Source organism: Pseudomonas sp. Irchel s3b6 (assembly GCF_900187415.1).
Lineage (GTDB): Bacteria > Pseudomonadota > Gammaproteobacteria > Pseudomonadales > Pseudomonadaceae > Aquipseudomonas.
This window is the reverse complement of record NZ_FYDM01000019.1, coordinates 1-20,752: the sequence shown is the minus strand read 5'-3', so window position 1 is coordinate 20,752 and position 20,752 is coordinate 1. Positions and strand designations below refer to the sequence as shown.

Annotated in this window: 16 protein-coding genes and 1 pseudogene; 6 read left to right on the top strand and 11 right to left on the bottom strand. The window is 60.2% G+C overall.

Annotated features, from left to right (window positions below):
- Nucleotides 1–145: 145 nt before the first annotated feature.
- The 3 genes from CKW07_RS22440 to CKW07_RS22430 form a co-directional block, all read right to left on the bottom strand.
- Nucleotides 146–967 (bottom strand): M23 family metallopeptidase, encoded by an 822-nt coding sequence (locus CKW07_RS22440; RefSeq protein ID WP_095147095.1) that lies wholly within the window; start codon nucleotides 965–967, stop codon nucleotides 146–148.
- A 3-nt stretch (nucleotides 968–970) separates the two neighbouring features.
- The gene (gene xseA, locus CKW07_RS22435; protein WP_095147094.1) at nucleotides 971–2,350 is read right to left on the bottom strand and encodes an exodeoxyribonuclease VII large subunit; all 1,380 of its coding nucleotides are present in this window, start codon (nucleotides 2,348–2,350) and stop codon (nucleotides 971–973) included.
- Nucleotides 2,351–2,427: 77 nt separating this feature from the next.
- Nucleotides 2,428–3,333 carry a LysR family transcriptional regulator gene (locus CKW07_RS22430; protein WP_095147093.1) on the bottom strand — a complete coding sequence of 302 codons (906 nt, stop codon included), beginning with the start codon at nucleotides 3,331–3,333 and terminating at the stop codon, nucleotides 2,428–2,430.
- A 102-nt stretch (nucleotides 3,334–3,435) separates the two neighbouring features.
- Here CKW07_RS22430 and CKW07_RS22425 point away from each other — a divergent pair, with 102 nt between their 5' ends.
- From CKW07_RS22425 to guaA, 4 genes are all read left to right on the top strand, one after another.
- Nucleotides 3,436–4,203 (top strand): sulfite exporter TauE/SafE family protein, encoded by a 768-nt coding sequence (locus CKW07_RS22425; protein WP_095147092.1) that lies wholly within the window; start codon nucleotides 3,436–3,438, stop codon nucleotides 4,201–4,203.
- 89 nt (nucleotides 4,204–4,292) lie between these two features.
- Nucleotides 4,293–4,841, top strand: coding sequence for a sugar ABC transporter ATPase (locus tag CKW07_RS22420; RefSeq protein ID WP_095147091.1), 549 nt, complete (start codon nucleotides 4,293–4,295; stop codon nucleotides 4,839–4,841).
- A gap of 151 nt (nucleotides 4,842–4,992) precedes the next feature.
- On the top strand, nucleotides 4,993–6,462 hold the full coding sequence (guaB, locus tag CKW07_RS22415; RefSeq protein ID WP_095147090.1) for an IMP dehydrogenase: 1,470 nt from the start codon (nucleotides 4,993–4,995) through the stop codon (nucleotides 6,460–6,462).
- 99 nt (nucleotides 6,463–6,561) lie between these two features.
- Nucleotides 6,562–8,139: a glutamine-hydrolyzing GMP synthase gene (gene guaA / locus CKW07_RS22410; protein ID WP_095147089.1), complete on the top strand. Its 1,578-nt coding sequence runs from the start codon at nucleotides 6,562–6,564 to the stop codon at nucleotides 8,137–8,139.
- Nucleotides 8,140–8,491: 352 nt separating this feature from the next.
- On the opposite strand, the gene CKW07_RS22405 is transcribed toward guaA, so the two are convergent.
- A complete protein-coding gene (locus CKW07_RS22405) occupies nucleotides 8,492–9,496 on the bottom strand; it encodes a protein NO VEIN domain-containing protein (RefSeq protein WP_095147088.1) in 1,005 nt (334 codons plus the stop codon).
- Nucleotides 9,497–9,653: 157 nt separating this feature from the next.
- Nucleotides 9,654–12,320, bottom strand: a complete 2,667-nt coding sequence (locus tag CKW07_RS22400; RefSeq protein ID WP_095147087.1) for an AAA family ATPase — start codon at nucleotides 12,318–12,320, stop codon at nucleotides 9,654–9,656.
- Nucleotides 12,321–12,896: 576 nt separating this feature from the next.
- Here CKW07_RS22400 and CKW07_RS22395 point away from each other — a divergent pair.
- Together CKW07_RS22395 and tadA are read left to right on the top strand one after the other, a co-directional pair.
- Nucleotides 12,897–14,273 (top strand): multicopper oxidase family protein, encoded by a 1,377-nt coding sequence (locus tag CKW07_RS22395; RefSeq protein ID WP_095147154.1) that lies wholly within the window; start codon nucleotides 12,897–12,899, stop codon nucleotides 14,271–14,273.
- Entirely contained in the window at nucleotides 14,273–14,770 is a 498-nt protein-coding gene (gene tadA / locus CKW07_RS22390) for a tRNA adenosine(34) deaminase TadA (protein ID WP_095147086.1), read from the top strand. The genes CKW07_RS22395 and tadA overlap by 1 nt, the downstream gene beginning before the upstream one ends.
- A gap of 38 nt (nucleotides 14,771–14,808) precedes the next feature.
- On the opposite strand, the gene cmoB is transcribed toward tadA, so the two are convergent.
- From cmoB to CKW07_RS22355, 6 genes and pseudogenes are all read right to left on the bottom strand, one after another.
- Nucleotides 14,809–15,765, bottom strand: coding sequence for a tRNA 5-methoxyuridine(34)/uridine 5-oxyacetic acid(34) synthase CmoB (gene cmoB / locus CKW07_RS22385; protein ID WP_095147085.1), 957 nt, complete (start codon nucleotides 15,763–15,765; stop codon nucleotides 14,809–14,811).
- On the bottom strand, nucleotides 15,762–16,505 hold the full coding sequence (gene cmoA / locus CKW07_RS22380; protein WP_095147084.1) for a carboxy-S-adenosyl-L-methionine synthase CmoA: 744 nt from the start codon (nucleotides 16,503–16,505) through the stop codon (nucleotides 15,762–15,764). Before cmoA ends, cmoB begins: the two co-directional genes overlap by 4 nt.
- A gap of 134 nt (nucleotides 16,506–16,639) precedes the next feature.
- Nucleotides 16,640–17,275 carry a lysoplasmalogenase gene (locus CKW07_RS22375; RefSeq protein WP_095147083.1) on the bottom strand — a complete coding sequence of 212 codons (636 nt, stop codon included), beginning with the start codon at nucleotides 17,273–17,275 and terminating at the stop codon, nucleotides 16,640–16,642.
- Between the two features lie 2 nt (nucleotides 17,276–17,277).
- Nucleotides 17,278–17,670 (bottom strand): protease inhibitor I42 family protein, encoded by a 393-nt coding sequence (locus tag CKW07_RS22370; RefSeq protein ID WP_095147082.1) that lies wholly within the window; start codon nucleotides 17,668–17,670, stop codon nucleotides 17,278–17,280.
- A 146-nt stretch (nucleotides 17,671–17,816) separates the two neighbouring features.
- Nucleotides 17,817–20,237, bottom strand: a complete 2,421-nt coding sequence (gene lon, locus CKW07_RS22365) for an endopeptidase La (RefSeq protein ID WP_095147081.1) — start codon at nucleotides 20,235–20,237, stop codon at nucleotides 17,817–17,819.
- A gap of 321 nt (nucleotides 20,238–20,558) precedes the next feature.
- Nucleotides 20,559–20,752 (bottom strand): annotated as a pseudogene (locus CKW07_RS22355) (DDE-type integrase/transposase/recombinase); the annotation flags it as partial.

The following is a 20,752-nucleotide window of genomic DNA, read 5'->3' as shown; positions in this document are numbered from 1 at the left end:
CGGCGAGGAAGGATGGCAAGCAGTCGAAAAACTTTGAGAGGAATACTCGAAAAGTCGTTATTGGCGAGATTTTATTCGTGGATTATGTGGAAATGTTGTTGGGTATTGCGCAGACCGTTCGTCATGCGCAATCCCTGTGGGCGGGTTATGGCTGGAACGCGCCAATGAATATCGCCGGGTCCACGCGGGCGTCGTTCAGGCTGACGTTCCAGTGCATGTGCGGTCCGGTGGCGCGGCCGGTGGCGCCGACTTTACCGACGACACCGCCGCGGGCCAGCTGCTGGCCGACCTTCACGTCGATTTTCGACATGTGGCAGAACATGCTGATAAAACCCTGGCCGTGGTCGACGAATACCGTGTTGCCGTTGAAGAAGTAGTTGCCGATCAGGATCACCTTGCCGCCTGCCGGGGTCTTGATCGGGGTGCCGGCGGGTACCGCGAAGTCCAGCCCAGCGTGGGGGTTGCGCTCTTCGCCGTTGAAGAACCGGCGCACGCCGAACTTGCTCGACAGCGGCCCGTTGACCGGTTTGTCCAATAGCAGGTTGCTCGGAATGTTCGGGCTGAAGGTGCGGTAGGCGCTGAGCTGCTCGGCCAGTTCACCCTCGATGCGCTTGAGATTGGTCGGGTTCGGGTTGACCTGCTGCGTGTTCTTCAGGGTGATGCGTTGTTCCGGGTACTGCTTGGTACCGACGCTGAAGCTCAGGGTGCGGCCACCGCTGCTGATTTGCTGGGTACCGGGTTTGACCGTCAGGGGCACGCCGACAATCGCCAGCCAGTTGTTCTGCTCCTTGACCACCAGCACCGGTTTGCCCTGGTAACTGGCCTTTGGCGCCTGGGCCGAGGTGCCCAGGTCGAGCACCGCAACGCCTCCGGGAACCGGCTTGTTCAGCAAGCGGGTGATGTAGCTGTCGGCGTGGGCGTTGACGGTCAGGCACAGCACAAAGAGAACACTGAAAAAACGCGGCATGGATCAATCCAGTAGAGAAAGGGTGACAGGCGTCAGATGGTTGTCTTCGACCCGGACCTGCAGTTCGCCTTCGCCCAGCCTGGCTTTCAGGCGTTGGCCGTTCTGGGTTTGCGCGGCGCTGCGGATTGCATTGCCGCGCTCATCCAGCAAGATGGCGTAACCACGGCCCAGGGTGGCGAGCGGGCTGACCACGTGCAGGGTTTGCATCTGGGTCTGCAGGTGCAGGTGTCGTGCCTTGAGGCCTTCGCGCATCGCACGCGGCAGGCGTTCGGCGAGGCTGTCCAGGCGCTGGCGCAAGAGCGCCAGTTGCCGCCCCGGGTGCTGCCCGGCGAGGCGGGTTTCCAGGCGGATCAAGCGTTCGCGGCGAGCCGTGAGGTTGCGCTCGAAGGCGCGGCGCAGGCGCATGTCCAGATCGTCCAGGCGCTGTGCCTGCTGACGCAGGCGTTCGCCGGGATGGCGCAAACGCCGGGCCATACCTTCCAGGCGCAAGCGGTCACGCATCAGGCGGTCGCGCATGCGCATCACCAGTCGGCGGTGCAGGCTTTCGACACGGTGCAACAGGTCGCTGGAGTCCGGTGCCAGCAGCTCGGCGGCGGCCGACGGCGTGGGGGCGCGGACATCGGCGACGAAATCGCAGATCGACACATCGGTTTCATGGCCGACGGCACTGACGATCGGCGTAACGCAGGCGTCCACCGCACGGGCCACGGCTTCTTCGTTGAAACACCAGAGGTCTTCCAGCGAGCCGCCGCCACGGGCCAGGATCAAGGCATCGAAGCCTCGGGCGTCGGCCAGCTTCAGGGCGCGGACAATTTGCCCGGTGGCTTCACGGCCCTGCACGGCGGTAGGGATCAGGGTCAATGCCACGTGCGGCGCGCGGCGGCGGAACACACTGATAATATCGCGGATCACCGCGCCGGTGGGCGAACTGATGATACCAATGCGTTGCGGATGCGCCGGCAGCGCGACCTTGCGTTCGGCGCTGAACAAGCCCTCGGCGCTGAGCTTCTCCTTCAGCGCATCGAAGGCCAGGCGCAGCGCACCGTCACCGGCCGGCTCCACGGTGTCGAGAATCAGTTGATAGTCGCCACGGCCTTCGAATAGCGAGACCTTGCCCCGGACCTTCACCGCCAGGCCATCCTTCAGCGCCTGGCGCACCCGCGCCGCGTTCTGCCGAAACAGCGCGCAACGCACCTGGGCGCCACTGTCCTTGAGGGTGAAATACACATGGCCGGACGCCGGGCGGGCGAGGTTGGAGATTTCGCCTTCGACCCAGATGTTGCTGAACACGTCTTCGAGCAACACCCGCGCGCGGCCGTTGAGCTGGCTGACGGTCAGGACTTCACGGTCCAGGCCGAGTCTTGCAAAGGGATCTTTAATCATGGGGCGCAGTTTAAAGGCATTCGGCGATCAATCTCCATGAGTCAGCGCAAATCCCTTGTGGGGTGGGCGCTGCTCCCTCAGAAAGGTGCGCAAGACTGGGTGAAGTGTTGCGTGAACTGCTGGACCAGCGCCGTGGGATTTTGCGCAAAGGCGAGGGCGACGGTGCTCTGGCAGTCCGGATCCGCCAGGGGCAGGAAGCGGATGTTGGCTGGCGCGATGTCGCGCATCGATTCCGGCAGCAGGGCAATCCCGAAACCGGCCTGAATCAGCTGCAACTGGGTGGTTTTGCGCGACACCACGCGGGCCGCCTTGGGAAAAAAGCCCTGGCGCATGCACAACTCGGCGGATAAATAGCTGAGCCCCCCGCGCTGCGGATGGGGGATCGAGATAAAGGCTTCGTCCTTCAATTGCGCCAGATCGATGGCCTGTTCGGGATAATCGATTGCCAGTGGATGAGTGGGAGGGACGGCGAGTAATAACGACTCGCTGAACAGCGGGACAATGCTCACCCCTTCGCGCTGGCGCAGCACCGGCAGGCGTAGCAGTCCGACGTCCAGGCGGCCCTCGGCCAGCGCTTCGAGTTGTGCTTCGGAGGACAGCTTGACGATCTCCATGGAGACGCCGGGGCAATGATCCAGGTAGCCACTGATTGCATTGAGCAACCGGCCGCTCAAGGGAACGGTGCTGGAGTGGCTCAGGCGCAAGGTGCCCAATTGACCTGTGCCCACCTGGGTTGCCATGTCGCTGGCTTTGCCCAGTTCGATCAGCAGGTTCCGGGCCCGAGGGTAAAAGGCTTCGCCGGCGGCGGTCAGCCTTGGCTGGCGAGCGGTGCGTTCGAACAGCGGGGTGTTGAGTCGGCTCTCCATTTCCTTGATCTGTCGGCTCAGGGCCGACTGGGCCACGAACAATCGTTCGGCGGCAGCACTGAAGCTGCCGGTTTCTGCAATTTCGACGAAGTAGCGCAGTTGGCGGATGGAGAGCACGAGTCATGCCTTTTCGAGATGGGTAGGCGGCGCTGAAGATATTAGTCGCAAGGCTCGTCGCTGGCTAAAGTCATTTCACCTTGGACTCAGGACGTCGAACCGATGAGTGTTATCGAGTTGTTGCAGCAATGGCCGTTTGGCTCTGTGGATTGGCTGGTGATCGGCGCGGGGATTGTCCTGGCCTATATCGTGTTTGGCATCGCCGGCTTTGGCACGGCGCTGGTGGCGGGCCCGGTGCTGATTCTGTTCATGCCGTTGTCGAAGATTGTGCCGCTGCTGGTGTTGCTGGATTTCGTCGCGGCGCTCGGCAATCTGTTGCCCTCGCGCCGGGACGTGGCCAGGCCCGAACTGCTGCGCCTGCTGCCGTGCATGGCGCTGGGTTGCACACTGGGGGTGATCTTCCTGTTGAACCTCAAGTCCGACCTGTTGCTGTTATTGATGGGGCTGTTCATCAGCGTCTATGCGGTCTATAGCCTGTGGGTGAAGGCGCGGCCAGCCCGGTTGTCCGCCGTATGGGCAATGCCCATGGGCACGGTCGGCGGGATGTTTGGTGCGCTGTTCGGCAGCGGGGGCTTTTTGTATGCCATCTACCTGAACAGTCGCTTGCCCAAGGACGAAGCCCGGGCCACGCAAAGTGCGCTGATCAGTTGCAGTACGGTGGTGCGCTTGAGCCTGTTCGTGATCGCCGGGGTGTATGCCGAGCTACCCTTGTTGATGTTGGCGCTGTGTTTGTTGCCGGCCATGGTGCTGGGGCTGTGGATGGGTCGACGGTTGACCATGAAGTTGTCCCGGGAAGCCTTTGTGCGACTGGTCACCTGGCTGGTGCTGGCCAGCGGGATTGCGTTGATCGGGCGGTACCTGAGTACTTGACCTGAGCGGGGCAGGGATTATGCTGCCGACCGCCCTGGCGTCAGGTCGAATACCGCAGCACATCCTTATCAGAAGTCGCAGGCCGCCTCATGAATTCCCAAAGCATCATCGTCCCGAAAATCTCTACCCTGCCCGTGCATGAGGCCCGGGCGCGGGCGATTGTGCGGTGGCTGGTGCGCAAGAACATCATTGAGGAGGCACTCACCACCTGCGGCCGTACCGGCAATCGCATGGCCCATGCCATCGCGCCCGGCGCGCGGGCCGTGGTGCTGCATCCCGAAGCGCTGCCGTTCGGCGATCCCGTCAACGGCCTGGAAATCATCACCAAGCGCTGCATCTATACCCCGGCCAAGGGTTTTCTCGAGGAGGCCGGTTGTGCCGAATGCCGCAAGGAGATCGGCGAAGCACTGTTCGAAAGCCTTGAAGACTGGATGCCGGGCCGCACCGATAACTTCATATGCCCCGAATGCGGGCATGAAGATGACATCAATGGCTTCCTGTTCCTGCAGGAGTGCGGGTTTTCCAACCTGGGCTTTATCTTCAATAACTGGGCCGAGGCCGGGTTCAAGCAGGGTTTTATCGATGAGTTTGCCGAGTGGCTGGATTTGCCGGTGAGTTGGGTAAAAGTCGAACTTTGAATACCCGCAGGCGCAGCGTTCGGCCGCGCCGACAAAGAACGAAATCCCCGTACATCAGCAATGCGAATAATAGACAGACTTTTACATTGAGCCCGCGGGGGTGTCTGAGTATAATGGCGCGCTTCCATTTTCCCGCTCGGGAGCCCCCGCGATGCTGCGTATCAGCCAAGAAGCTCTGACCTTCGACGACATTCTTTTAGTGCCTGGTTATTCCGAGGTGCTTCCTAACGAAGTCAGTCTTAAAACCCGTCTTACCCGTGGCATCGAGCTGAATATTCCACTGGTCTCCGCCGCCATGGACACCGTCACTGAAGCCCGTCTGGCAATCGCCATGGCTCAGGAAGGTGGTATCGGCATCATCCACAAGAACATGACCATCGAGCAGCAAGCTGCCGAAGTGCGCAAGGTCAAGCGTTACGAAGCCGGTGTGGTCAAGGACCCGATCACCATCGACGCCGACGCTACCGTGCGCGAGCTGTTCGAACTGACCCGCATGCACAACATCTCCGGCGTTCCGGTGCTGCACAATGGCGACCTGGTCGGCATTGTCACCTCCCGTGACGTGCGTTTCGAGAACCGTCTGGAAGCCACTGTCCGTGAAGTGATGACGCCTAAAGAGCGCCTGGTCACGGTCAAGGAAGGCGCCAACAAGAACGATGTGCGTGAACTGCTGCACAAGCACCGCATCGAGCGCGTGTTGATCGTCGACGACAAGTTCGCCCTCAAGGGCATGATGACCGTCAACGACATCGAAAAAGCCAAGGCTTACCCGCTGGCCAGCAAGGACGATCAAGGTCGCCTGCGTGTCGGCGCTGCCGTCGGTACCGGTAAAGACACCGGCGATCGCGTTGCCGCCCTGGTGGCAGCCGGCGTTGACGTGGTGGTGGTCGACACCGCCCACGGTCACTCCAAAGGCGTGATCGACCGCGTTCGCTGGGTCAAACAGAATTTCCCTGAAGTGCAGGTCATCGGCGGCAACATCGCCACCGGCGCTGCGGCCAAGGCTCTGGCCGAAGCGGGCGCGGATGCGGTCAAGGTCGGTATCGGCCCTGGCTCGATCTGCACCACCCGTATCGTCGCCGGTGTCGGCGTGCCGCAAATCAGTGCCATCGCCAACGTTGCCGCTGCCCTTGAAGGCACTGGCGTTCCGTTGATCGCCGACGGCGGCATCCGTTTCTCAGGTGACCTGTCCAAGGCCATCGTGGCCGGTGCTTCCTGCGTGATGATGGGCTCGATGTTCGCCGGTACCGAAGAAGCACCGGGCGAGATCGAACTGTTCCAGGGTCGCTCGTACAAGGCTTACCGTGGCATGGGTTCGCTGGGCGCCATGTCCCAGGCTCAAGGTTCCTCCGACCGTTACTTCCAGGACTCCTCGGCCGGCGCCGAGAAGCTGGTTCCGGAAGGCATCGAAGGGCGTGTTCCGTACAAGGGCACCCTGAGCGCTATCATCCATCAACTGATGGGCGGCCTGCGTTCTTCCATGGGCTACACCGGTAGCGCCAACATCGAAGAAATGCGCACCAAGCCTGAGTTCGTGCGGATCACTGGCGCTGGCATGGCCGAGTCCCACGTTCACGACGTGCAGATCACCAAAGAAGCGCCGAACTACCGCGTAGGTTGAGCCTTCAAGCAAAAAGTTAAGTAACCGGGGCTGTTCTATTCAGCCCCGAGTTGTTTCTGAATCACGACTGTTTCTGAATTACTTAGACGAGACTGAATCATGGCCCTCGACATTCACGCTCACCGCATCCTGATCCTCGACTTCGGTTCCCAGTACACCCAGCTGATTGCCCGCCGCGTGCGTGAAATCGGCGTGTACTGCGAACTGCACCCGTTCGACATGGACGACGAAGCGATTCGCGAATTCGCGCCAAAAGGGATCATCCTCGCCGGCGGCCCCGAGTCCGTACACGTCGCCGACAGCCCTCGTGCACCGCAAGCGGTCTGGGACCTGGGCGTACCGGTCTTCGGTATCTGCTACGGCATGCAGACCATGGCTGAACAGCTGGGCGGCAAGGTGGAAGGTTCCGAACTGCGTGAGTTCGGTTATGCCCGCGTTGACGTGGTCGGCAAGAGCCGCCTGCTCGACGGCATCGAAGACCACATCGACGCTGACGGCCTGTTCGGCCTCGACGTATGGATGAGCCACGGTGACAAGGTCACCAAGATGCCGGAAGACTTCCACATCCTGGCCAGCACCCCGAGCTGCCCGATCGCTGGCATGTTCAGCGACGAGCGCGGCTACTACGGCGTGCAGTTCCACCCGGAAGTGACCCACACCAAGCAGGGCGGTCGCATCCTGTCGCGCTTCATCCTCGACATCTGCGGCTGCGAAGCCCTGTGGACGCCGTCGAAAATCGCTGAAGATGCGATTGCCAACATCCGTGCCCAGGTCGGCACCGACAACGTACTGCTCGGCCTGTCCGGCGGTGTGGACTCCTCGGTGGTTGCCGCGCTGCTGCACAAGGCCATTGGCGACCAGTTGACCTGCGTCTTCGTCGACAACGGCCTGCTGCGTCTGCACGAAGGCGAGCAAGTGATGGCCATGTTCGCCGAGAACATGGGCGTCAAGGTGATCCGCGCCAACGCCGAAGAGCAGTTCCTCGGTAACCTGGCCGGCGAATCCGACCCTGAGAAGAAGCGCAAGATCATCGGCCGTACCTTCATCGACGTGTTCGATGCCGAATCCTGCAAGCTGGACAACATCAAGTACCTGGCCCAGGGCACCATCTACCCGGACGTGATCGAGTCGGCTGGCGCGAAAAGCGGCAAGGCCCACGTGATCAAGTCGCACCACAATGTGGGTGGCCTGCCGGAAGAAATGAACCTCAAGCTGGTTGAACCCCTGCGTGAGCTGTTCAAGGATGAAGTTCGTCGTCTGGGTCTGGAACTGGGCCTGCCGTACGACATGGTCTACCGTCACCCGTTCCCGGGCCCGGGCCTGGGCGTGCGGATCCTCGGTGAAGTGAAGAAGGAATACGCCGACCTACTGCGTCGTGCCGACCACATCTTCATCGAAGAACTGCGCAAGGCCGACTGGTACCACAAGGTCAGCCAGGCCTTCGTGGTGTTCCAGCCGGTGAAATCGGTGGGTGTGGTGGGCGATGGCCGTCGTTACGCCTGGGTCGTGGCCCTGCGTGCCGTGGAAACCATCGACTTCATGACCGCGCGTTGGGCACACCTGCCTTACGAACTGCTGGAAACCGTCAGCGGCCGCATCATCAATGAAATCGAAGGCATCTCCCGCGTCACCTACGACGTGTCGAGCAAGCCGCCAGCGACCATTGAGTGGGAATGATCGAACGTCCGGCAACCGCTGGCACCGATCGGCATAAAAGTACCCCTAAGCCCGCGTAATTGCGGGCTTTTTTATTCTGTAATAGGTAGCCGCTGGCAATGTTCTGCATCGCCAAGCAGTTCCTTTCCATGGCATGGTTGATAGTACTATTTTGACCTGATGCCATGTTTGGGGCTCGATACCATGTCGGCATTAGTCACCCGAACAAGGTATCGAGAATGCTCAGTCGAGAGCATGTTGGAGTTGTGACGGACGCTTCATTCGTATGAGTCCCGTGCAAAATGGGGGCATTACCATTAAACGTGCCGACTTACTTGAGGCTTTGGGCGAATGGGGCGCGCGCGCCTATTGATTAACTCTCCGGCTTCGGGATAAACGAGCCAATATACACGTAGGGTTCGAGATCGAACGCCCGCTTCAGTTCGACAGCATTATATTCGGTAATGTCCGGAGCGGCGGACAGGGCGGACGTGACCATGACAAGACGCCATGCTGGATTAGATTGTAGGCCTTTCCCATGCTCATTCCGGGTAAGAAAGAACTGGGGAGAAGAACTAGCCGTTCCCTTGACCTCGACATGCAACTCCAATCTGCCCTTGGTGAAAACGAAGTCATAACCGCAGGGCAGGTGCGTAACGCGCTCGTAGGTGTATCCTTTTGTTTTGTAATACTCGATGACGGCGCACTCAGCTGCTTTCTCAACCTTCTTCCGATGTTCTGGCGTGCCGAATCCTTTCAAGGGATCGGCCGCATCAAGTTCGGGGTCGGGTAGCTTGCCTTCGTTAGGGTTCTTGATGGCAAATGGAACCATTTCCTTCAGGCGGCCTTCGAGGAGCTTGAGCACACGCTTTTTGTTGTCGTTGGTGTCCACGTCTGGCCCTTCGAGGAAGGAATACTTCCCCTGCCTGATAGAGGCATCCGAGAATGGCATTCTCCGATATTTGGGCGGAATGAAGTATGCGGTCTTGCTGGTGATGCAATACGACCAGTCATAGGCCGGGTGAACAGCATCCCCCCGCTTCTTGATAATACCGTCAGGCGGATCGAGCCACTCACCATGCAGGGTGGCATCTTCGTACCATCCGACAACATGGACGCCAGTGCGCTTCGGATTCTTCGCGAGGCAGATGACAGTCCAGCCATTTGGATCATGGTTTGAAGGCGCGTATTCCTTTTTCTGTGGCGGAACATAGCAATAATAGGTTCCATCAGGCCCAGGATTGAAGTTGAATGCTTCGTGTCCGCGCCCCTCGTTCTTTTTTCCCTTGTTATCGTTGAGCCAGCCAAAATTGCCATCGACTGGTCCGCCGCGATAAAAATCTGACCAGCCGAACTTGACCCATAGAACCTTTTTCACCGGCCATCTCCCTTCTTCGTATTTATTCCCGTGTGTCGCTTGACCTTAACCTCATGCACCCTCGCGTGGGTTTGCGTAATATTGCAGCGGTTCTGCATCAGCTTTTCCATCGAGGCACTTAGGCCGGGTGGGGGCAGGGACACGAAAGATCAAATCACTACCGACCAGGCCGTAGATCAAGGCGATCAAGTTCTTCTAGAGTTTGGACGACCCATTCAACGTACTCACCATCAAAGTCATCTCGATCAGCTTCTTCGTGCGTGCCTTTGTTGAGGTAGGTCCACACAAGGTTATTGACTGGAATACCCAGAATGCGGCCATAGGCAGTTAGGAGGGGGGGCTTGTTGGCGTGGTTGAAGGTCTGTGCGTCCCGCAACTTCTTGACCAGGGCTTCACAAAGATTTCTCAAAGCGGGCTCGGCGCCGACCCCGGGGAGCATGAGATTCAAGACGCTCTGGTCGTGGCTGCCGAGCCAACGCCATGTCTTCTCTGACAACATTTCTAAGGCTTGGCGTGACGCGGCCAAGGCATCTCTATCATTCAGGGCCTCTCTTGCGGCCCTGGCTTTTGCGATGTAGTTCGCGCTAGGGATGTTGCCGGTCACTCTGGGGTGATAGTTACCATCATGATGGCGTAACAGATAGACTTGGCATCCATTGCGTCGCTGGACGGGAAGATGTTGCTGGATGTCCTTGATGAACTCATTGCTGTGACAGGTGACGATCAATTGGGTTTGAGCGAAGTGGTCGCTCTCAAAGATAGTTTCTCGGATGCCGCCTCGATGGTCGTGATCGATTGCATTGATGGCGTCGTCGAAGATGATGACCGGGCACTCTATGCTCTTCGCCTTAGCCATGAGGATCGCCAACCCAAGGCAGCGAATGTGGCCTTCGCTAAGTACATGAAGTGCATCGACCCGAGCGCGCGGATTCCCGCGGAAACAGATCTCAATCTTCCCATCACCACCCAATGGAAGATGCAGAGCGGATAGCTTGTCCTCATCCCGGTCGTTGCGATTGAATGCGTTATAAAGATCCTTGGCAGCGTCGTTGAGGCCCGCCATCAACTGTCCAGGGAGCTGGTTCCTGTAGGCCCTCAATTTTTCGAGGAACCGGTCATAGGCAGCCTTGAACGGGGTGTCCCGCTCTATATCGAGCTTCTCCTGATCCGCTTGGGAAATCAGCTCAGCATTTGTTACGTCGAATGCCTTGATACGGTTGTTCGCGGCCTCGACGTTCTCTTGCAGTTGCTGTCGCTTGAGATCCTGTGCCTGAACCTTGAGCTGGAATTCGCTGAGCCGCCGGCGCTCGGCAACGTGCGGCTGCCGATCCTGCTGGGCCCGCCGTGAAGCATCGTCTTGCGCTGTCATGCGATCTACCACGGCCAGGATCTCATCCAGCGACGACGGTTCATCTTGAATGGCCGGTGCTTGGGGAAAGATGCCTGACCACCAACACCCTGCCGGCTCGTCTGGAAGCTGACCAACCCACTGGCCGGTCGCCGTATCTTCTTCGTGTCGAGCGCCGATGAACGCTGCAACAGGACTGAGCATCTGGCGCAACTCGCGCGACGCTTGCCCAAGCTTGGTCTGCGCGATCTGCTGCTGTTCCTGAAGAACGCCGAGCTCTTCAAGCTGCTTCAGTCCTTCGGTCGCCTTTTGGTATGGATCTGCCGCTACGTGAGTCTGGCCGTTCAGCGGGGTGTCGCATGCAGGGCACCGATCTCCCACGACCTCTTGTAGGGCCAGAACCGAGTCATACAGCGCCTTGAAAGAGACCTGGTCGCTTTTGGCGCGGAGCGCTGCAACGATGGCGTTGAGTTCCTCATCGCATTTATGCGCCTTCTCAAAAGCATCCAGGAGGCCTTGGCGCGTTACGCCGAGCACATTAAGCGGTACCGCTTCCAGAATCGCTTCGAGCTCCTGAAGGCGAGCCGGGACTTCGGCGGTACCGATTAGCTCTTTGAGCGCCTCATATGTGATCTCGGCGTCGTATTCCTTCGCCAGGGCGGTTTCTTCTTCCACCAGTGCTTGCTGGGATGCTGACTCACCTTCAACGGTCGTTTGATCTGCTGCCAATGCATTTCGGCGAGCAGTCAATTCGGTCTGTCGTTCGCCGAGAAGGACAAGCTGCCCATCGATGCTCTCATTGAAGTGGCTCACGAACTCATTGAACTGATCCATGCCGAAGAGGGTGGCAATCAGTTCTGCACGCTGGGCGTTGGGACGTGCGGCGATTCTGGAAAACGCGTCGATCCGGTTCTTTTCTACGAAGCTGAAGCGATAAGTGTCGGCGTTGGCAACGACGTCGACCTCCCGTCCTTGCTGATCAGTCGCTTTCAGTATTGGTGCGTCGAATCGCCCGTCGTGGACATTGGCGAGATAAGTCCGGGCTGCAATGCGTTTGCTTCCAGCCTCTTCGACATCGCCCAAAAGGGCATACTCCAGTCCTTCGCACAGACTGGTCTTGCCGCTGCCGTTGGGGCCGTAGAAGAGGATGATTTGCTTTGTGAGGTCGAACGGCTCGGGTGCTCGAAAGCCTCGAAACGGGCCGAGTGTCAGATGGCGAAGTCTGGCCCAGGGCCATGTGCCGACATCAGCCTGAGCAGCCGCGACTGGAGCAACGTCAGCGGTGCGCTCGAGTTCTCGACGAATCAGGTCAACGAGATAGATGGATCGCTGACTTCGTTGGCGCGAGGTCCCAGCCAATTCGTCGAACTTAGCCAATACCAAGGTGGCTAGGCAACGGACATCAGACGGGATCTGTTTCTCAGGCTGATAGAGCCATCCCACAAAACGCTCAAAATCCTGCCGAGCTGATGCCATATCTTCTCCATTTTTTGGCGATATTTTGCGTCTAGCTTATCGTGATGTCACGTTGATAGCGCATTCTTTTGCTACATATGAAATTCAAGCATAAACCAGAATATAAGGGTGGGAGTTGCGGCGCCTCGAGCCTTGCGATGCGAGGCTCGGTCGTTGCCGGGCTTCCACTCTATACTCGAACCAGTTGATAGAAAGGTGGCACAGCCGTTGTTCAAACAGTTCAATCCTCGCGGATGCCGACCAACAGAAAAGCGATTGGGGGCCAGAAATGGTATTTGTCGTGGTATCTTTTTTTCGCTCATGGCAAATATGCCTATTTTGAAGGCCAATTTGCTCCCATTGATAATAGAGTGGGAATGATCCCGCGCAAGCCTTGATGGCTTGATTGCCGGTATCGAAAAAGGCCGTGTGAACCTCGTGTTCATGCGGCCTTTTTGCGTTGTGGGGGGCGGTCGTCCGGCTTGCCTGCGTCCCGTGGTCACGCCCGCTTTGCTGTTTCTTTCACAACTGCGGGTGTATCGTATTCGCCTTTTGCGGGCCCTGTGCCTGCGGCAGATACGTGAGGTAGTTGAGTCCATGTCCTTTACCCGTCGACAAATACTGGGTGGTCTGGCCGGTCTGGCAGTGGTAGGTGTCGGGGTCGGTGGTGCGTCGCGTTACTGGCTGGGGAAGCGGGCGGACGCCAACGCAGGGCATGACTACGAACTGATCGCCGCGCCCCTGGACGTTGAACTGGTGCCCGGGCACAAGACCGAAGCCTGGGCATTCGGCCCATCGGCACCGGGCACCGAGTTGCGGGTGCGCCAGGGCGAGTGGCTGCGGGTGCGCTTCATCAACCACCTACCAGTGGCCACCACCATTCACTGGCACGGCATCCGCCTGCCTCTGGAAATGGACGGCGTGCCCTACGTTTCGCAGCTGCCGGTTTTGCCGGGCGAGTACTTCGATTACAAGTTCCGCGTGCCGGACGCCGGCAGCTACTGGTATCACCCTCATGTGAGCAGCAGCGAAGAGCTGGGCCGCGGGCTGGTGGGGCCGTTGATTGTCGAAGAGCGTGAGCCCAACGGCTTCAAGCACGAGAAAACCCTGAGCCTGAAGAACTGGCATGTGGATGAGGAAGGTTCGTTCGTACCCTTCAGCATTCCACGCGAGGCTGCGCGGGGTGGCACGGCGGGGCGCCTGTCGACCATCAACGGAGTGCCGCAGGCGGTGATCGAGCTGCCGGCCGGGCAGATCACTCGGGTGCGCTTGCTCAACCTGGACAACACCCTGACCTACCGCATCAATATTCCGGGAGTCGAAGCCCGGATCTATGCACTGGACGGCAACCCGATCGAACCGCGCCCGCTGGGCAAAGAATACTGGCTGGGGCCGGGCATGCGCATTTGCCTGGCGATCAAGGCGCCAGCGGCGGGTGAGGAGTTGGCGCTGCGCAACGGTCCGGTGCGTCTGGGCACCTTCCGTTCGGTGGCCAACAGCGACGCACCCACCGAGTGGCCGCCCGCACTGCCGGCCAATCCGATTGCCGAGCCGGACATGGCCACTGCCGAGAAACTCAACTTCAATTTCGAGTGGGTGGGCTCGGTGTCGGTAAACGTCGACAATGGCAAGCCGCCCAGCCTGTGGCAGATCAACGGCCAGGCCTGGGATATCACGGACAAGACCTGCGCCGACCGGCCGATTGCTACGCTCAAGAAAGGCCAGAGCTATATTTTCGAATTGAAGAACATGACCCAGTACCAACACCCGATCCACTTGCACGGCATGAGCTTCAAGGTCATTGCCTCGAACCGGCACAAGGTCGTCCCGTATTTCACCGACACTTACCTGCTGGGCAAGAACGAGCGCGCGCGCGTCGCGCTGGTGGCGGATAACCCGGGGGTATGGATGTTTCACTGCCACGTCATCGACCACATGGAAACCGGCCTGATGGCCGCGATCGAGGTGGCCTGATGCGTCAGATTCGCCCCGCGCAGATCATCGACCGTAGTCGCGACCAGCACTTCATGCGTGAAGCCCTGGCCCTCGCGGCACAAGGTGCGGCCCTGGGAGAAGTGCCGGTCGGCGCGGTCGTGGTGCAGGACGGTGAGATCATCGGTCGCGGCTTCAATTGCCCGATCAGTGGCAGCGATCCCAGCGCCCACGCCGAGATGGTCGCCATCCGTGCCGCCGCCCAGGCCGTCAGCAACTATCGCCTGACGGGCAGTACGCTCTACGTCACGCTGGAGCCGTGCAGCATGTGCGCCGGGCTGATCGTGCACTCGCGGATTGCCCGGGTGGTCTATGGGGCGCTGGAGCCCAAGGCCGGGATTGTGCAGAGCCAGGGCCAGTTCTTCACTCAGGGTTTTCTCAACCATCGGGTGTTGTATGAAGGCGGGGTGCTGGCCGAGGAGTGCGGGGCGGTGTTGAGCGAATTCTTCAAGGCGCGGCGAGCGAAGCCTTCAGACTAAACACCCACATGTTGATCTCGAATGATCGGGCGATCGGCTTACTTGCGGGCCACAATCACCGCCCGCATCGGCGCTGGCAGCCCTTCAATCGTCTTGCTGTGATCCTCGGGATCGAGGAAGTCGCTCAGCGATTGATACTTCATCCACTCGGTCCCGCGTTGTTCTTCAATCGTGGTCACGCTTACATCCACGCAACGCACATCACTGAACCCGGCGCGGCGCAGCCAGAGCATCAGCGCCGGCACCGATGGCAGGAACCACACGTTGCGCATCTGCGCGTAGCGGTCTTCCGGCACCAGCACCTGTTGCTCGTCACCTTCGATCACCAGCGTCTCCAGCACCAGTTCGCCACCCTTGACCAGACAATCCTTCAACGCCAGCAAGTGCTCGATCGGCGAGCGGCGATGGTAGAACACCCCCATGGAGAACACGGTGTCGAAGCCTTCCAGGTTCGGTGGCAGGTCTTCGAACGGGAACGGCAGGTGCCAGGCGTTGGGCTCGGACAAGTAACGCTGCACGGCCTGGAACTGGCAGAAGAACAGCCAGTTGGGATCAACGCCGATGACGCTGTCAGCGCCGGCGCCGAGCATGCGCCACATGTAGTACCCGTTACCGCAGCCGACATCGAGGATGCGCTTGCCCGCAAGGTCCAGGTGGGGGGCGACCCGCGACCACTTCCAGTCCGAACGCCATTCGGTATCGACATGCACGCCGAACAGGTCGAACGGCCCCTTGCGCCACGGCGACAGGCCCATCAGTGCGGTGCGCATTTGCGCACGGGTCTGGTCATCGCAGTCGGTGTCCAGAGTCAGGCCGTTCAGCAGGTCGACTTCGCTCGGCTGGATCCTGGGCAAGGCGTCTAGCGCGCTCTGCCAGCGCTCCAGATCGCCATGACCCTTTTCCATTTTGCTATCGAGTTGCGCTTGCAGGGTATTGGCCCAGTCGGCCAGCGGGGTACCGGCCAGACGGCGGGCGAGGGGAGACAGATCAATCATGGCAAGGCAATCAACGAGGCAAAGTTAAGACACTGGAACCACGGCACGACTTTCGAGAACCCGGCCGCCAGCAGGCGTTCGCGGTGTTCTTCGAGGCTGTCGGGCTTCATGACGTTTTCGATGGCGCTGCGCTTCTGGGCAATTTCCAGTTCGCTGTAACCGTTGGCGCGTTTGAAGGCGATGTGCAGGTCGGTGAGCAGCGCGTGCTCCTGCTCGTCTTCGAAGCGCAGTTTTTCCGAGAGGATCAGGGCGCCGCCGGGCAACAGCGACTGACGGATGCGCGACAGCAACGCCGTGCGCTGGTCCGGGGCGATGAATTGCAGGGTGAAGTTCAACGCCACCACCGAGGCAGGGCGGAATTGCAGGGCGAGGATGTCGCCCTCGATCACTTCTACCGGCAGCAACTCCTGGAACATCGAGTCCTGGCCGTTGAGGTATTCACGGCAGCGCTCGACCATTGCCGCAGAGTTATCCACCGCGATCACCCGGCAACCGTCGGTGCGCACGTGACGACGCAGTGCCTGGGTCACGGCGCCCAGGGAGGCCCCAAGGTCGTAGAGCACGCTGTTGGGCTGGGCGAACTGTGCGGCGAGCACGCCGAGGTTTTCGACGATGGTCGGATAACCCGGTACCGAGCGCTTGATCATGTCCGGGAACACCCGCACCACATCCTCGTTAAAGGCGAAGTCAGGCACCTGGGCCAAAGGCTGGGCGAAAAGGCGATCGGGTTGTTTGCTCACGGCGGTTCCAGCGGCGGATGTGGAAAAGGCCGGTATTTTAGCCAAGTTGGCGCGTGGATGCGCGGGTTGTCTGATAAACCGCCAGCATCAGGCAATGGGTATGGCGAGGGCGCTTGTTCCCTCGCCACGGTGGTTCAACGTTGCTTCTGGGAAAAGGCCGACGCCGCGATCCCCCATTGCCCCAGCCAGTAGCTGATGATGATCACGTAGGGCGCGGCGTCGAACGGCATCACGAAGCGGCTGATGCCGATCACGCTGTCGGAGAACACAAAGGCCACGGCGCCTGCGGCGGCGAGCAGTGCCGAACGCTTGGGGACATCGCTGTCCAGGCGGGCCAGGGCGCGCCAGAGCATGGCGCTGATGGCCGTGGCGTAGACAATCACCGGAATCAGCAGGGGGCCCAGGCCGTGGGAAATCAGCAGGCTGAGCAACAGTCCACCCACGACGACCGCCAGGATCAGCGGCAGCAGTGCCAAGCGTCGGCAATCGCTCAAGTAAGCCTTGAGGTACGCCAGGTGAGCCACCAGGAACGCGCCCAGGCCAAACACGAACAGGTCGCCGGGCCACGCCAACAGCACGTCTCCAAGCAGGGAAAAGATCAGGCCCAGGCTGATCCAGCGTCGATACTCGCTGGGCGGTGCGTCGTGCAACCAGCCCAGCAGGGCCAGCACCGGCAACGGCTTGACCAGCAGGCACAGCAACTCGGCGTGAACACTCACCCCGTAGAGAAAGGTCGATGCGCCCATCAGCGCCAGAATCAGCCAGCCCATGGTCAGTTCACCGTGATCGTGCAGTCGAAGGTCTGCGCCGGTTCTGCTTCCGGCTCCCACGGCTGCTGGTAGGTCAGACGCAAGCGGCCGTTACCGCTGGCGAAGGCCTGAAAGCGCCAGGTTGATTGTCCGCCCGCACCCACCAGGCCACTTTCTTCGGGGTTGGTGTACACCTCAGGGCTGATCGCCCGCAGCACGCCCCCCGCCGAATCCTGAATGGCCCAGCGATAGCCCGTGGTCGGGTTGCTCGGCAGGGTCAGGATCAGGTTCTGCCCGTTGTTCAACTGCACCGGGCATTGGCTCTGTTGCTCCAGCGTCACGTTGTGTTTCGACTGGGTGGCACAGGCGGTCAGCAAGGCAAGGCTCAAGGGCAGCAACAGGCGGGTTGGGGACATGGGGTCAGGCGCTCCGGATTTGCGACGAACGGCGAGCATAACCGAAGATGAGACAAATTGTGACGGTTAGACCGGGATGCAGTCGTCAGTGCCGACGCCTTCGCGGGCTTACCCGCGAAGAGGCCGGTCCAGGCGCTACAGAAACCTCAGAACAGCACCTTGGCCACATCCGTAAAGCGTTTGGCAAAGTGCACGGTGATGCCTTCTTTCAAATAGTCCGGCAGTTCTTCGAAGCTGCCACGGTTGGCCTCGGGCAGGATCAGTTCGAAAATCTTCTGCCGGCGCGCGGCAATCACCTTTTCCCGTACACCGCCAATCGGCAGCACATGCCCGGTCAGGGTCAGTTCGCCGGTCATGGCCACGCCTTTTTTCGGCGGCTGGTTGCGTGCCAGCGAGAGCAGAGCACTGGCCATGGTCACGCCGGCGCTCGGGCCGTCCTTGGGGGTCGCGCCTTCCGGAACGTGCAGGTGGATGAAGGCTTCGTCGAAGTATTTCTGATCGCCACCGAACTGCTTGAGGTGCGAGGTCATGTAGCTGTAAGCGATCTCGGCCGATTCCTTCATCACATCACCCAGTTGCCCGGTGAGTTTGAGGCCGCGGTTGAGGGTGTGGATGCGGGTGGCTTCGATCGGCAAGGTCGCGCCGCCCATGCTGGTCCAGGCCAGCCCCGTGATGACGCCGGTGCCGGACAGCACTTGCTCGTTGCGAAACACCGGCATGCCCAGGGAGGCTTCGAGGTCCTTGGGGGCGATCTTGATCACGGATTGCGGATCATCCATCAGCTTGACCACGGCCTTGCGCACCAGCTTGCCCAGTTGCTTTTCCAGTTGCCGTACCCCGGCTTCGCGGGCGTAACCGTCGATCAGGGCCTTGAGGGCGTTGTCGCTGATGGACAGGCTGGTTTTCGCCACGCCGGCCTTGTCCAGCTGCTTGGGCCACAGGTGGCGCTTGGCAATGGTGATTTTCTCTTCGGTGATGTAGCCCGACAGACGAATCACTTCCATGCGGTCCAGCAACGGGCCCGGGATCGAGTCCAGGGTGTTGGCGGTGCAGACGAACAGGACTTTCGACAGGTCCAGGCGCAAATCCAGGTAATGGTCGAGGAATTCGACGTTCTGTTCCGGGTCCAGGGTTTCCAGCAGTGCCGAGGCCGGGTCGCCCTGGAAGCTTTGGCCCATCTTGTCGATTTCGTCGAGCATGATCACCGGGTTCATCACTTCGACGTCTTTCAACGCCTGCACCAGTTTGCCCGGCAGGGCGCCGATATACGTGCGGCGATGGCCCTTGATCTCGGCTTCGTCGCGCATGCCGCCGACGCTGAAGCGATAGAACGGCCGCCCGAGGGACTCGGCAATGGATTTGCCGACACTGGTCTTGCCCACGCCCGGCGGGCCGACCAGCAGGACAATGGAACCGGCAATTTCGCCTTTGTAGGCGCCCACGGCGAGGAATTCGAGGATGCGGTCCTTGATGTCGTCCAGTCCGGCGTGGTGTTTATCGAGCACCTTGCGCGCGTGCTTGAGGTCGAGCTTGTCTTCCCCATAAATGCCCCACGGCACTGCCGTCGCCCATTCCAGGTAGTTGCGGGTCACCGCGTACTCCGGTGAGCCGGTCTCGAGGATCGACAGCTTGTTCATTTCATCGGCGATGCGTTTTTGCGCCTGTGCCGGCAGGACCTTGCCGGTCAGGCGCTGCTCGAACTGCTCGATGTCGGCGCTGCGGTCGTCTTTGGTCAGCCCCAGCTCTTGCTGGATCACCTTGAGTTGTTCTTTCAGGAAAAACTCGCGCTGGTGCTCGCCGATCTTGCGGTTCACTTCCGCGGAGATTTCTTTCTGCAGGCGCGCGACTTCGACCTCCTTGCGCAGCATCGGCAGGACTTTTTCCATGCGCTTGAGCATGGGCACGCAGTCCAGCACTTCCTGTAGTTCGCTGCCGGTGGCCGAGGTCAGGGCGGCGGCGAAGTCGGTCAGCGGCGACGGGTCGTTGGGGCTGAAGCGGTTGAGGTAGTTCTTCAGCTCTTCGCTATACAGCGGATTGAGCGGCAGCAGTTCCTTGATCGCGTTGATCAGGGCCATGCCGTAGGCCTTGATCTCGTCGGTCGGTTCGCTCGGCTGGTGCGGGTATTCGACTTCCACCAGGTACGGTGGGCGATGGTGCTTGAGCCAGGTTTTAAGGCGTACGCGGGTCAGGCCCTGGGCGACGAATTGCAGTTTGCCGTTCTCGCGGCTGGCGTGATGGATCCGCACCAGGGTGCCGTAGAGCGGCAGGGCGGAGGTGTCGAAATGCCGGGGGTCGTCTAGCGGGGTGTCGACGTAGAACAGGGCCAGCGAGTGATGCTCGGACTTGGCCACCAGGTCCAGGGTCTCGGCCCAGGGTTCTTCATTGACGATCACCGGCAACACTTGCGCCGGGAAGAATGGCCGGTTGTGGATCGGGATGATGTAGACCTTGTCCGGCAGGTTCTGCTCGGGCAGGGCCAGGCCTTTACCGGCGGCGTGGTGGTGTTCGGCGTTTTCGGGTGCGGCGTATTCGCTGGGGTCTTTCGGGAATGCTTGCTGGTCGCTCATGGGGCACCTGCGCAATGGGGTATGAAAGTTAGATGGGGCAGGTGGGGGGCGGTTTCAATGTTCAGGGGGCTTTGGGGGGGATTTGTTTGGTAAGCGGGTTGTTACGTGGCCTGACTGCCGACCTTCTTTTTCTGGTGTACATATCCGTTGCTGCGGTCATGGCGGCTGGCGGTTTCGCCCTTACGGCGAGGCACTTTTGGCAAACGCCCCAAAAGTACCCAAAAGGTCTCGCCGGTATGACTCACCCACATAGGTAACAAAACAGTTCAAGCACATAGGTAACAGTCTTTAACTGGCACTGGTCGATTCCGAGGATCTGACCATGCCGTGCTTGATGTGCAGCCGCTGATAAAGATCGGAGCAGTACTGGGCGCCACGGTCTGAACGCTGGATCAGCGTCTGCTTGGTTTGGCGCTGTCCGACGGCGTTCTTGAGCGCCTTGATCACTGACGCGGTGTGCAGGCTCTCATGCACATGATGACCCACGATTTTCCGTGAGTAGGCGTCAGTGATCA